The organism is Nocardia citri, assembly GCF_054065835.1.
The window spans coordinates 1-12,680 of the sequence record NZ_JBSUQM010000021.1; the positions used below are offsets into that span (position 1 = coordinate 1).

Annotated in this window: 14 protein-coding genes; 10 read left to right on the forward strand and 4 right to left on the reverse strand. The window is 65.7% G+C overall.

Annotation, left to right across the window (positions count from 1 at the left end; translation table 11 throughout):
* The coding region (locus tag ACW2Q0_RS23545; RefSeq protein ID WP_457193069.1) for an iron chelate uptake ABC transporter family permease subunit at window positions 1-320 on the reverse strand (320 nt) is incomplete at its 3' end.
* A 671-nt stretch (window positions 321-991) separates the two neighbouring features.
* Here ACW2Q0_RS23545 and ACW2Q0_RS23550 point away from each other — a divergent pair.
* The 5 genes from ACW2Q0_RS23550 to ACW2Q0_RS23570 all read left to right on the forward strand — a co-directional run bounded on the left by ACW2Q0_RS23550 (window position 992) and on the right by ACW2Q0_RS23570 (window position 4,615).
* On the forward strand, window positions 992-1,390 hold the full coding sequence (locus ACW2Q0_RS23550) for a PaaI family thioesterase (RefSeq protein ID WP_457193147.1): 399 nt from the start codon (window positions 992-994) through the stop codon (window positions 1,388-1,390).
* Window positions 1,391-1,457: 67 nt separating this feature from the next.
* Window positions 1,458-1,760 (forward strand): urease subunit gamma, encoded by a 303-nt coding sequence (locus ACW2Q0_RS23555; protein ID WP_457193070.1) that lies wholly within the window; start codon window positions 1,458-1,460, stop codon window positions 1,758-1,760.
* Window positions 1,761-1,768: 8 nt separating this feature from the next.
* On the forward strand, window positions 1,769-2,086 hold the full coding sequence (locus ACW2Q0_RS23560) for an urease subunit beta (protein WP_457193071.1): 318 nt from the start codon (window positions 1,769-1,771) through the stop codon (window positions 2,084-2,086).
* The gene (locus ACW2Q0_RS23565) at window positions 2,083-3,804 is read left to right on the forward strand and encodes an urease subunit alpha (protein ID WP_457193072.1); all 1,722 of its coding nucleotides are present in this window, start codon (window positions 2,083-2,085) and stop codon (window positions 3,802-3,804) included. The genes ACW2Q0_RS23560 and ACW2Q0_RS23565 overlap by 4 nt, the downstream gene beginning before the upstream one ends.
* Window positions 3,805-3,934: 130 nt before the next feature.
* Window positions 3,935-4,615 carry an O-methyltransferase gene (locus ACW2Q0_RS23570; RefSeq protein WP_457193073.1) on the forward strand — a complete coding sequence of 227 codons (681 nt, stop codon included), beginning with the start codon at window positions 3,935-3,937 and terminating at the stop codon, window positions 4,613-4,615.
* Here the strand turns inward: ACW2Q0_RS23570 and ACW2Q0_RS23575 are convergent.
* Window positions 4,582-4,947, reverse strand: a complete 366-nt coding sequence (locus tag ACW2Q0_RS23575; RefSeq protein ID WP_457193074.1) for an alcohol dehydrogenase catalytic domain-containing protein — start codon at window positions 4,945-4,947, stop codon at window positions 4,582-4,584. The genes ACW2Q0_RS23570 and ACW2Q0_RS23575 overlap by 34 nt on opposite strands.
* Between ACW2Q0_RS23575 and ACW2Q0_RS23580 the strand changes: the two genes are divergently transcribed.
* Entirely contained in the window at window positions 4,905-6,365 is a 1,461-nt protein-coding gene (locus ACW2Q0_RS23580; protein ID WP_457193075.1) for an MFS transporter, read from the forward strand. The genes ACW2Q0_RS23575 and ACW2Q0_RS23580 overlap by 43 nt on opposite strands.
* Window positions 6,366-6,658: 293 nt before the next feature.
* Window positions 6,659-7,528: an SDR family NAD(P)-dependent oxidoreductase gene (locus ACW2Q0_RS23585; protein ID WP_457193076.1), complete on the forward strand. Its 870-nt coding sequence runs from the start codon at window positions 6,659-6,661 to the stop codon at window positions 7,526-7,528.
* Between the two features lie 3 nt (window positions 7,529-7,531).
* Here the strand turns inward: ACW2Q0_RS23585 and ACW2Q0_RS23590 are convergent, their stop codons facing one another.
* Window positions 7,532-8,629 carry an epoxyqueuosine reductase gene (locus ACW2Q0_RS23590; RefSeq protein WP_457193077.1) on the reverse strand — a complete coding sequence of 366 codons (1,098 nt, stop codon included), beginning with the start codon at window positions 8,627-8,629 and terminating at the stop codon, window positions 7,532-7,534.
* Window positions 8,630-8,823: 194 nt separating this feature from the next.
* Between ACW2Q0_RS23590 and ACW2Q0_RS23595 the strand changes: the two genes are divergently transcribed.
* From ACW2Q0_RS23595 to ACW2Q0_RS23605, 3 genes are read left to right on the forward strand one after another with little or no spacing between them, the layout of a single operon-like run.
* Complete coding sequence (locus ACW2Q0_RS23595; protein ID WP_457193078.1) at window positions 8,824-9,480, forward strand: urease accessory protein UreF; 657 nt, start codon at window positions 8,824-8,826, stop codon at window positions 9,478-9,480.
* Between the two features lie 40 nt (window positions 9,481-9,520).
* The gene (ureG, locus tag ACW2Q0_RS23600; RefSeq protein ID WP_457193079.1) at window positions 9,521-10,237 is read left to right on the forward strand and encodes an urease accessory protein UreG; all 717 of its coding nucleotides are present in this window, start codon (window positions 9,521-9,523) and stop codon (window positions 10,235-10,237) included.
* Window positions 10,227-10,877 (forward strand): urease accessory protein UreD, encoded by a 651-nt coding sequence (locus ACW2Q0_RS23605; protein WP_457193080.1) that lies wholly within the window; start codon window positions 10,227-10,229, stop codon window positions 10,875-10,877. Before ureG ends, ACW2Q0_RS23605 begins: the two co-directional genes overlap by 11 nt.
* 239 nt (window positions 10,878-11,116) lie before the next feature.
* On the opposite strand, the gene ACW2Q0_RS23610 is transcribed toward ACW2Q0_RS23605, so the two are convergent.
* Window positions 11,117-12,556, reverse strand: a complete 1,440-nt coding sequence (locus ACW2Q0_RS23610) for an NAD(P)/FAD-dependent oxidoreductase (protein ID WP_457193081.1) — start codon at window positions 12,554-12,556, stop codon at window positions 11,117-11,119.
* Between the last annotated feature and the right edge of the window lie 124 nt (window positions 12,557-12,680).

A 12,680-nucleotide genomic window follows, 5' to 3' on the forward strand; every position in this document is an offset into this window, starting at 1 on the left:
GTATAGCCCTGGATCAGCGCACCCGCGACTCCCAGAGCGAGCCCGGTGATCAACGCAAGTGCGGTGCGCGGCAGGCGAAGTCCGCGCACGATCTCCTCCGCGATCGAGCCCGCGGGACACGTGAACGGTCCGCCCGGGCAGGTGAGGGCGTGGTGCATTGCGTCGTAGACGGTGCCGGGGGACAGCGATCGCGTGCCGATGGTGATGCCGGCCACGGTGGCGACCAAGAGCAGCGCGGTCAACGCGAAGAGTCCGAGCCGACGACGCTGTGCCGTATTCGTTCGTCGCGCCCTCGGCGCGATGGTGCTTGATGCCGTCACGGCGACGAACTACTCCTGACTCGATATCCGGTGTTGGCTGCTAGGTCTGGTAAGCCTAACCTATCTTTATGATTCGGCCCGTCGCGGAGCCGACCCGAGAGAGTTCGAGGTCGGAGCCGGTCACGACCTGAATGCCTCGCCATTCCTAGGTGGCATTCGGTAGCGCATATGCCTGGTTGCGCTCATTGCAACCCGAACATCCGCGGGTATACGCGGTGGCCGCGACGTCCGAGTAGGGACAAACGGCGCTGGCGGCGGCTGGCCAACGGGTTGTGCGAGGGGCGGATCGAGCCGATGTACCGGCGGCGCGCCGCGGAAATGCCATTCGGCGGTCGCGCGTGGAATCGTCTCCGGCAGAAAGTGTTTGGTCGCCATCGAATTCGGTACCGTGAGACCGGTGGCAGGACCAGGAGTTGTCTACTTAGGTAAGCCTGACCTATACTTGGTTCGGCGTTGGGATCGGCCGAGCGTTCCGGAGGGCTGCCGTGAACCCCCGATCCACTGCCGCGGTGGGCTCCATGTGCGTGTGGAGCCCACCGCTCTGTCTCGGCGGGCGCGACACCGGGAAGTAGCCGTCGTACGAGAGTACGGATGCCCTGTGTCAAGGTGAAGGCATGACACAACAGGGAGTTGCCCGGAGCCAGTCGCTGGCCGACGTGACGCCCGAGCAGATGACCGAGCTCGGCAAGAACACCTTCACCGACCTGATCGGACTCGAATTCACCGAGGTCACGCCGGATCGGGTGCGCGGTCAGCTGACCGCCGGTCCACAGTTGCTGCAGCTGGCGGGCATTGTCAATGGCGGCGTGTACTGCACGATCGTCGAGACGCTGGCCAGCGTCGGTGGCGGGGTCTGGTACAACGCCCAGGGCAATAACGGCACCGTGGTCGGGGTGAACAACAACACCGACTTCCTGCGCTCGGTGCGCGAGGGCAAGGTCTTCGGCGAGGCGACGCCGCTGCACCGCGGCCGTCTGCAGCAGCTGTGGCAGGTCGTACTCACCGATGACGAGGGCCGCACCGTGGCACGCGGTCAGCTGCGGCTGCAGAACCTGCCTGCCCGGGATTGATCGGCACTCCCGCAACGGGCGTGCCAGAATTACTGTCACCCCGAACCGTGAACGCCGAGGAGCCCGCATGCGACTGTCGCCGCACGAGCAGGAACGGCTGCTGCTGAGCTACGCGGCCGAACTGGCCCGGCGCAGGCGGGCGCGCGGGCTCGAGCTGAACCATCCGGAGGCCGTCGCGCTGATCACCGATCATGTGCTCGAGGGCGCGCGCGACGGGCGCACCGTCGCGGAGCTGATGTCTTCGGGGCGGACGGTTCTCACGCGCGCCGATGTGATGGAGGGGGTGCCGGAGATGATCCATGATGTGCAGGTCGAGGCCACCTTCCCGGATGGCACCAAGCTGGTCACCGTCCACCATCCGATCGGCTAGGCCGAGGAATGATTCCGGGGGAATACCTCTGCGCCGAGGGCATGATCGAGTTGAACGCCGGCGCGGACCGCATCGAGCTCGATGTCGTGAATACCGGCGACCGGCCGGTCCAGGTCGGCAGCCATGTGCATTTTCCGCAGGCCAATGCCGCGCTGCGTTTCGATCGGGGAGCCGCGCACGGGCGTCGGCTCGATATTCCCGCGGGTACCGCGGTGCGCTTCGAACCCGGTCTCGGCCAGCGGGTTTCGCTGGTTCCGCTCGGCGGCACGCGCGAGGTGCACGGCATCAGCCTGAATCCGCCCGGACATTTGGATGGTGGGTCGTGACCGAACTCAGTCGTGTGCGCTACGCCGAGCTGTTCGGTCCGACTACCGGCGACCGAATTCGTCTGGCTGATACCGATCTGCTGATCGAGATCACCGAGGACCGCAGCGGCGGACCGGGGTTCGCGGGCGATGAGGCCGTCTTCGGCGGCGGTAAGGTGCTGCGCGAATCCATGGGTCAGGCCCGCGCGACCCGTGCCGATGGCACCCCCGACACCGTGATCACCGGCGTGGTCATCATCGATTACTGGGGAATCATCAAGGCCGACGTCGGAATTCGCGACGGCCGCATCTGCGGGATCGGCAAGGCGGGCAATCCGGACACCATGAACGGGGTACACCCGGATCTGGTGGTCGGTCCGAATACCGAGATCATCGCGGGCAACGGCCGCATCCTCACGGCGGGTGCCATCGACTGTCATGTGCACTTCATCTGCCCGCAGCTGATGGACGAGGCGCTCGGCGGCGGCATCACCACCTTGATCGGCGGCGGCACCGGTCCGGCCGAAGGCAGCAAGGCGACCACCGTGACGCCCGGATCCTGGCATCTGGCCCGGATGTTGGAGGCTACCGACGCCTGGCCGATGAATATCGTGTTGCTCGGCAAAGGCAATACCGTCGGCACCGAAGCCATGTGGGAGCAATTGCGTGGTGGCGCAGCGGGTTTCAAGCTGCACGAGGACTGGGGTTCCACACCCGCCGCGATCGATGCGTGCCTCACTGTCGCCGATGCGGCGGGCGTGCAGGTGGCGCTGCACTCGGACACCTTGAACGAAGCCGGATTCGTCGAGGACACACTTGGCGCCATCGCGGGCCGCGGCATCCACGCGTATCACACCGAGGGCGCGGGCGGCGGGCACGCACCCGACATCATCACCGTCGCCGGACATCTCAATGTCCTGCCCAGTTCGACCAACCCGACCCGTCCGCATACGGTCAACACCCTGGACGAGCACCTGGACATGCTGATGGTGTGCCACCATCTCAGTGCGTCCATTCCGGAGGATCTCGCCTTCGCGGAGAGTCGAATTCGACCCTCCACCATCGCCGCCGAGGATCTGCTGCACGATCTCGGCGCGATCTCCATGATCGGCAGCGACTCCCAGGCCATGGGCCGTATCGGCGAGGTCGTCATGCGCACCTGGCAGACCGCGCACGTCATGAAGCGCCGCCGCGGCGCGCTGCCCGGTGACGGCGCCGCCGATAACGCCCGCGTGCGGCGCTATATCGCGAAGTACACGATCTGCCCGGCCATTGCGCACGGACTCGACCACGAAATCGGTTCGGTGCAGGTCGGCAAGCTCGCCGACCTCGTGGTGTGGGATCCCGCGTTCTTCGGCGTCCGCCCGCATGCCGTTCTCAAAGGCGGCGCGATCGCCTGGGCCGCGATGGGTGATGCCAACGCCTCCATTCCCACCCCGCAGCCGGTGCTGCCGCGCCCCATGTTCGGTGCCGCCCCACTCGCGGCCGCCGCGACCTCGTTGCACTTCGTCTCCGAACAGGCCCTCGAGGACGGCCTCGCCGACCGCTTGGGTGTGCGCCGAAAACTGGCCCCCGTCGCGAACGTTCGCCGCGTTACCAAGGCGGATATGCCGAACAACGACGCCATGCCACGGATCGAAGTCGATCCGGATACTTTCACCGTGCGCATCGACGGTGAGGTCTGGACCGAGCAGCCCGCCACCGAGTTGCCCATGGCCCAGCGTTATTTCCTGTTCTGATTGCTGCGACGGGAAGGGCTGATTGCCGGGTAGCGGCTCGACATCGTTGAGTCGGTCCCGTGCGCGGTGCCATCCGATTGTCGGCGCCCGTTCGGGCGGTATTGCCGCATCCAGTGGCAGACTTCATGGCATGACGACGTTCGAGTGGGCCGACGTGGACAGCTACATCGTGGACTCTCTGGTGGGAGGCGAGGATTCGACCGCGACGGCATTGGCGGCCAATGCGGCGGCCGGACTGCCCGCCATCGATGTATCGCCGGCGCAGGGAAAGTTCCTGCATTTGATAGCGCGGTCGATCGGGGCCCGGAGGGTGCTCGAGATCGGCACGCTCGGCGGTTACAGCACGATCTGGTTGGCACGGGCGGTGGGGAAGGACGGTCAGGTCATCACCCTGGAATTCGAGCCGCGGCACGCACGGGTGGCGCGGGAGAATCTGGATCGGGCCGAGGTCGGGGATCGGGTCGAGATCCGCGTCGGTGCGGCGCTGGACAGTCTGCCCGTACTGGCGCAAGAGGATCCGGAGCCGTTCGATCTGGTGTTCATCGACGCCGACAAGGTCAACAATTCGAACTACGTGCTCTGGGCGCTGCGACTGACCCGGCCGGGCTCGGTGATCATTGTCGACAATGTCGTGCGCCATGGCGCTGTCGCCGACGAGCATTCGGATGATCCCGCGGTCCAGGCCAGTCGTGATCTGGTCGAATTGCTCGCCGCCGAACCCAGCCTCGATGCCACTGTCCTGCAGACCGTCGGCAGCAAGGGCTGGGATGGCTTCGCCTATGCCGTGGTCAATGGTGAATTCGTCGACTGAGCGTCGCTGATATCGGGCATCTCGCGTGCGGCACGGACGCACGGTAGGGCGAGCGAGGCTGCGGCGGTTGATCTTTCGGTGTCGGAGTTGAGCGGCATCTCGTGTAGTCGAGCGGTTTCCGTCACGGCCGACTCGGCGTAGCCATCGGGGACCGGACCGAGATGCGCGCCGACCCGCTTGCCGAGCTCGACGTCGACATCTGATCCGATTCGGTCCACCGTCCCGGCGACTTCGCGCCCCGGGATGGTCGGCAGGTGCGTACGGTGTACGCGAGACAGAGAGGACCGACATGACCGAGGTGGAGGTCGCGCAGCCGACGTCGACCGGATCACCGCGCGCTTGGCTCGGTCTGGCGGTACTGCTGCTGCCGGTGCTGTTGGTGTCGATGGACATCTCGGTGTTGTTCCTGGCCATGCCGACGCTCACCCTCGATCTCGACCCGTCGGCCGCCCAGCAGCTGTGGATTCTCGATATCTACGGCTTCCTCATCGCGGGCCTGTTGATCACCATGGGCAATCTCGGCGACCGGATCGGTCGGCGCAATATTCTGCTCGCCGGTGCGTCTGTATTCGGTATCGCCTCGGTCATGGCGGCCTTCGCTCCGAGTGCCGCGGTGCTGATCATCGCGCGGGCGCTGATGGGTATGGGCGGCGCAACCCTGCTGCCGTCGAGTCTGGCGCTGATCTCGAGCCTGTTCCCGAATGCCCGCGAACGTGGCGCCGCGATCGGTGTGTGGACCGCGTTCTTCGCGGGCGGATCTGCGGTCGGTCCAATTATCGGCGGCTTGCTGTTGCACCGCTTCTGGTGGGGGTCGGTATTCCTGATCAACATTCCGGTGCTGCTCATCCTGCTCGCCTACGGTCCGTTCGTACTCCCGGAGCATCGCGTCGGTGTGGTCGGACCGCTGGATGTTGCGAGTGTGCTGCTGTCGATCGGCGGCATTCTGCCGGTGGTGTACGCGGTGAAACAGATCGCTGCCGAAGGATTCGATATCGAACCCCTCGTCATCGGAGTCATCGGTGTGATGCTGCTCGCGATATTCGTGCGACGGCAGCGACAGCTGGCCGAACCGCTGCTGGACCTGCGACTGTTCGGGCGCGCGCAGTTCTCGGTCGCCATCGGCTCCAGCTTGGTCGGGATGATGACGCTCGCGGCATTGAGCTATCTGACCAGCATCTACCTGCAATCGGTGACCGGACGTGACCCGCTGGCGGCCGCACTGCTCGGGGTTCCGATGGCGGTCGCGGTATTCACATGCTCAATGAGTGGTGCGCGGGTCGGGCACCGGCTCGGGGTGCGTCTCACCTTCGTGCTGGCGCTGCTGGCCTCGGCTATCGGCAATGTGCTGCTGATCGGTGTCGGCGTGGACAGCGCAATCGCTTGGTACCTGGCCGGATCCACGATCGCGGGCATCGGTTACGGGTTGGCCTTCACCCTGGTTTCGGATGTGGCGGTGTCATCGGTGCCACCGGAGCGTGCCGGATCCGCGGTCGGCATCTCCGAGACCAGTTTCGAATTGGGCAATGCCCTCGGTCTGGCACTGCTGGGTTCGGTTGCCGCACTGGTCTTCCGGTCCGGTGGCGACTACGCGGACACGCTCGGCGAAACCATCCACGATGCGGGCGGCAATTCCGCGCTGGTCGATTCCGCGCGCGAATCCTTTGTCTCCGGAATGCATGTGGCGACCTCGGTCGGTGCTGTGCTGTTGATGGTGATGGCGGCAGTCGCAACATTCGCACCCCGGCGCTGACCGGTGCGCCTACCCGGGTCCGGATCCGACTCGCGATATAACGTGATGTCACGATTCCGCATGACATCACCTCGATCAACCTTCAACTCGGTGGCCACTGGTGGCTGACCTCCGCCCGATGGGTGCTGTCGCTCGGCGACCGTTCCCTCGACGTGTATAGCGACTTCCTGGTGCGCCGTGGCGAGGACTGGTTGCGGATCGCGGCCTATCTGCTTAGACAGGATATGCCCGAGCTGCTGCGCACCTGGGCAAATGATCGCGAATAGGGCAGCTCGGCGCATACAGTCGAGAGGGTGAGCGACACTTCCGCTTCGAGCAAGGGCCGCCCGCTCGCCGAACGAGTGGCGTCCCGGCTGCTGTACCCGACCGTACGGCCGCGCGAGAAATCCCTGCGTCGCGCGGTCGAGGGCCGGATCGTGTTGGTGACCGGCACCTCACATGGCATCGGCAAGGCGAGCGCGCGCAAACTGGCGGCGGCCGGTGCGACCGTGCTGCTGGTGGCGCGCTCCGTTGATGCGCTGAAGGAGGTGGCGGCCGAGATCACCGCCGAGGGCGGCACCGCACACGTGTACCCGACGGATATGACCGATATGGACGCCGTCGAAAAACTCGGGCGCGACCTACTGGCGGAGCACGGCCATGTCGATGTGCTGATCAATAACGCGGGCAAGTCGATTCGCCGCTCGATCGACGAATCCTATGACCGCTTCCACGATTTCACGCGCACCATCGATGTGAACTATCTCGGGCCGGTTCGGCTGCTACTTACCTTGCTGCCGAGTATGCGCGAACGCAAACAGGGCCATATCGTCAATATCTCCACCTGGGGCGTGCTGATGCCGCCGGCCCCGCGGTGGGCGGCCTACGGTGCTTCCAAATCCGCCTTCGATGTCTGGTTGCGCAGTACCGCAGCGGAAATCGCCGCCGACAAGGTGACAACGACCTCCATCTATATGCCGCTCGTGCACACCAGGATGAGCGCACCGACCGATTTCAGCCGCATTCCCGGGCTGACCGTCGATGAGGCCTCCGATCTCGTCTGTCACGCCGTGGTCGCCAAGCCGCGCGAGATCGCGCCGTGGTGGTCGCCGAGTGTTCGGGCCTGGACCGATCTGAAGCGCGGGCAGGCGCAGCGTTTCATGGAACGTACATTCCGTCGGTGATCGTCATGCGCCTGGTGTCCGGCGCGGACGTGGACCGATCTGATCGAGCAGGATGTTGACCTCGTCGGGGAAACCATTGGTCACCGGCTTCGGCGTCTTGTTCGGGAATCGGCGCGTGACATGCTCCTCGGCGGCCGATCCGGGTAGGACGTAGACGGGTTCGGCCTTGTTCTGCAGCGGACGGACCACATCGTCGAGGTGGGTTCTGCGATCGTCGAGGTAGGCGCCGATCACATCCTCGCCGGCGGGGCAGACGGCCATGCAGTACCCGGCCTTGTAGTTGGGTTTGAACGACAGGCTCTGCCACATCGAGAACGATTCGCCGGTGGTGACCCGCTCGCGGTAGTCCTCGGCGCTATCGCTGTCGGCGACGGTTTCGGCCCAATCGGTGAAGCCGCCCATGAACTCTCGGTAGTTGTGGGTATAGCAGGCCTGGAAATCGAAGTCACCGGCATTGGTGATCGCGCCGACCGGACAGGCCGATACGCACAGCTTGCATTCCAGACACGGATTGAAATCCAGTGCGGCGCTCGGCTCGTCGATTACCGCATCGGTGACGACCGTGCCGAGCAGGATGAAATTGCCGAACTTCGGGTGAATGACATTGCGGTGGATACCCATAACGCCCAACCCGGCCGCCTCGGCCACCACCTTGTGTGCGATCACCCAGATCCGTCCCGGGAACTTGTCCACCTCCATCGGATATCCGGGCGCCGGGTAGACGGCGCGGTGCCCGGCATCCTGCAGGGCCCTGGTGATGCGGCGTGATACCTCATTGGTCTCGTCGTCGGCGTGGTTGAATTCGGTATTGGCGAGACTGCGCATGGTGCTGCGCAGGTTGTCGCGGTTCATCCGGACACAGAAGGCCACGAATGTGCGTGCGGAGGGCAGGATTTCGCGCGCATGCTCGAGTTCGACCGCCACCCTCGGATCGTCGACCGGAACGAAGCCGACATCGTCGGCTCCGGCTGCTAGGCAGAGCTCGCGCAGCCGCGCCGAAGTCAGCACTGGATTCGGGGTCGTGCGTGCTGTCTCGGCCATCCGCTTGACGGTCGGATGCTCCGCCAGTCGACGCTGTCCCGTTGCTTCGTTATCCGACATCGGCCCTCCTCATAACCGCGAGACCGGATACGGCCTCAGGAAGATAGACCGCGCGGACCTCCGAAACTCATCGCACCGATGCTTACATCTCGCCAGCACTGGAGACAGACATCCCGAGGCCGCCCCGGTTCGAGGATCATGTGTGGCCCGGTCGGGGTGCGGAAGGCCGACCGGGCCACACATAGGATCGACGGATGCACGGATCGGATCCGCGAACCAACGGGTTGGCGACACTGTTCGCGTTGGCGGACTCGCGGCTGCCGATCGGCGGACATGTGCATTCCGGCGGCGTGGAGGAGGCGGTGGCGTCGGGGGTGGTGTGGGATGTCGCGACGGTCGAGCTGTATTTGCGGCGGCGGATACGCACGTCCGGATTGGTGGCGGCCTCCTTGGCAGCGGCGGTTTGTGCGGGGAAACTGACTGCGGAGCGGGCCGAGACCGAGGCCGATGCACGGACAGCGGCACCCGGTGCGCGAGCGGCGTCACGGGCGCAGGGGCGTGGCTTGGTGCGGTTGGCGAAACAGGTTTGGCCGGGGGAGGATTGGACAGTTCTGGGTGTGCGGCCGCATCTGTCGACGGCCTTCGGTGTTGTCGGCGAGGTCTGCGGTGCGACTCCGGAGCAGGTCGCCGCCGTTGTCGTGTATACGACCATGACCGGCGCGGCGATGGCGGCACAGCGGCTACTGGCGCTGGATCCGGCCGCGGTAGCTGCCTGCACGATCCGGCTCGGCGAACTGTGCGACCGGACCGCCGCCGCGGCCGCGGCCGAACTCGCCGCACTCTCGGATCCGCTACAGGACGTACTCGCACAGCGCCACCTGGTCCGAGATATGCCGCTGTTCGCGTCCTAGGAGCGCAATCCGCGAGGATGGAATCGGAAAGGAGCACGATATGCCACCCCACCTGAACGACGGCGAGCCGCACGATCACTCCCACGACCGGCCCAAGCGCGAACGCACACCCGGCGAGGCGCTGCGCATCGGTATCGGCGGACCGGTCGGTTCGGGCAAGACCGCCCTGGTGGCCGCACTGTGCCGACAGTTGCGCGACGAACTCTCGCTCGCGGTGCTGACCAATGACATCTACACCACCGAGGACGCCGACTTCCTGCGCAGGCACGCGGTGCTGCCGGATGAGCGGATCACCGCCGTGCAGACTGGTGGCTGCCCGCATACCGCCATCCGCGACGACATCACCGCGAACCTCGACGCCATCGACGATCTGATCGCGGCCAATCCGCCCCTGGATCTGATCCTGGTCGAATCCGGCGGCGACAACCTCACCGCGACGTTCTCCTCCGGCCTCATCGACGTACAGATCTTCGTCATCGATGTGGCGGGCGGCGACAAGGTGCCGCGCAAGGGTGGTCCCGGCGTGAGGTTCTCGGATCTGCTGGTTATCAATAAGACGGATCTGGCCCCGCTGGTCGGTGCCGACCTCGACGTTATGGAACACGATGCGGTGAAGGTGCGCGAGGGCCGCCGCACGGCGATGATCTCGCTGACCGAGGATCCGGCCGCCACCGCGGTGCTCGCCTGGGTGCGTGAGCAGCTGCGGGCGATTGCCGACCAGGACAAATCGGCCACCGAATCCGCTGTTGCGCACTGAGGTTCGCATCGTCGCTGCCGTCGGCGCACTGCCCGAGATCCGTGCGAGCGGCGGGCTGGCGGTCCGGCGCACCGGGCCGGACACCGTTCATCTGATCGGCACCGCGGCAACTCCGCTCGGCGGCGATGAACTCGATATCGAGATCGTGGTCGGCGCGGGTGCGCGGCTGGTGGTGCGCTCGGTCGCGGCCAGCATCGCGCTGCCGGGCACACGGACGCCATTGTCGTTGGCGCACTGGCGTTTCGACGTCGCGGGCGAACTGGATTTTGATCCGGAGCCGACGATTGTGGCGGGTGGCGCCCACCACCACGCGGTCAGCGAGGTGCGGTTGACCCTCGACGCTCGGCTACGGTTGCGCGAACGCGTACAGATCGGGCGCACCGGCGAGGACGAGGGCGGTTGGCGCGGTGATCTGATTGCCGATATCGGTGACCTGCCGCTGCTGCGGCATCGACTCGAGCTCGGTGCGGGTAGTGCCACCGATGACAATCTCACTGCACCAAGGGCATTGCGCAGCGAACTCGTCTATCCGGACGATCGACCCGCGGAAATGGATGGTCTGGTCGCGGTCCGTCTCCCGCTCGCCCTTGGCGGGACAGTGTCCACTCGTACCGGACCCGTGCTCGGCAGCATTCGATAGCTAACAGTTAGCTATATGTGTCGTCCAACACGGCGGGGCGTTTGCGTCGACCGACGCGGTGTAGCGATGCGCCGGGGCAGGGGAAAGAAAGGAGGACCCGACAACGTCGTCAGATTCCCACCCCGCTTCGGCGCGGCATCAGTCGCCGATGACCGGCTGCTCTGTCCGGTGATCCGGTCCGAGCGCTGCGCTTGCTGCCGATCGAATCGAGGAATGTCGCACGAGCGCATCGGGCAGGGTCAGCCCACCTTGCGGTCGGCCGCTTTCTCGGTGAGCCCGGCCCGCCCGTTTTCCGCGGGTGGCGCGCCCAGCGCGGCCGCGAGTTCGTCGGCCTCCTGCTGATCGGCCTGCACCGCCTCCACCGCGAGCCGGGCGAAGACCCACTGCTCGGTGGCGGCCATCTGTCCGCGGCTGCGGCCGAGGAAGGTCACGAACCACTGGATGACGGTGACGATCCGGCTGCGGTAGCCGACCAGGTAGTAGAGGTGCAGTCCGAGCCAGGCCAGCCATGCGATGAATCCGCCGAATTCCAGCTTGCCGACCTGGCAGACGGCGCTGAACCGCGATACCGTCGCCATACTCCCCTTGTTGAAGTACCTGAACGGCTTGCGGTCCTGCGGCGCCAGCCCCGTCAGGCCGGCCTTGATCTGCTTGGCCGCATAAGTCGCGCCTTGGATCGCGCCCTGCGCCTGACCAGGCACATTCGGTACCGACATCAAGTCGCCGACCACGAAGACATTCGGATGGCCCTTGATGGTCAGATCGGGTTCTACGATCACGCGGCCGGCGCGGTCGGTCTCGGTGCCGTCGGAGCGTTCGGCGAGCATCTTGCCCAGCGGGCTGCCCTGCACACCCGCCGACCACACTTTGCAGGAGGATTCGATGCGGCGCACCGTGCCGTCAGCGTCCTTCACGGTGACACCGTGCGCGTCGACATCGGTGACCATGGCGTTGAGCTGGATCTCCACGCCCATCTTCTCCAGCCGCCGCTTGGCCTTACCGCCCAGCTTCGGCCCCATCGGACCCAGCACCGCACCCGCGCCCTCGACCAGGATGACCCTGGCATCGCGCGGATCGATGCTATGGAAGGTGCCCTCCAGGGTGCGATCGGCCAGTTCGGCGATCTGACCGGCCAATTCGACACCGGTGGGTCCGGCGCCGATCACCACGAAGGTGAGCAGCCGATCCCGTACGTCCTGGGTTACCGCCAGTTCGGCCCCTTCGAATGCGCCCAGGATGCGCGCGCGTAGCTCCAGCGCGTCGTCGATGGTTTTCATGCCGGGCGCGTAGGTGGCGAACTGGTCGTTACCGAAGTAGGACTGCTGCGCGCCGGTCGCCACGATCAGGCTGTCGAAGGGGGTGACGGTGTTCTGGTTGAGCAGCTGCGAGGTGACCGTATTGTGCTCGAGGTCGATATCGATGACATCGCCGAGCAGCACTCGAGCGTTCTTCTGCTTGCGTAGCACCAACCGGGTCGCCGGGGCGATCTCGCCGACCGACAGGATGCCGGTGGCGACCTGGTAGAGCAGCGGCTGGAACAGGTGGGTCGACGTCTTGGAGATCAGGGTGACGTCGACATCGGCGTGCTCGAGGTGCTTGGTACCGAACAAGCCGCCGAATCCGGAGCCGATCACCACCACCCGGTGGCGATGGTTCTCCTCGACAGACTGAGTGCTCATCGTCGGTGCTCCTCAAACCTGGGGTGCGGCCCCTCGAACGTATCCTTGACCCGACTTACGGTAGTCGGCGCCGCACTGGCCGTCACGGTGAGATCCCGGTTGCTGATATGCCGATTCTTTCGAG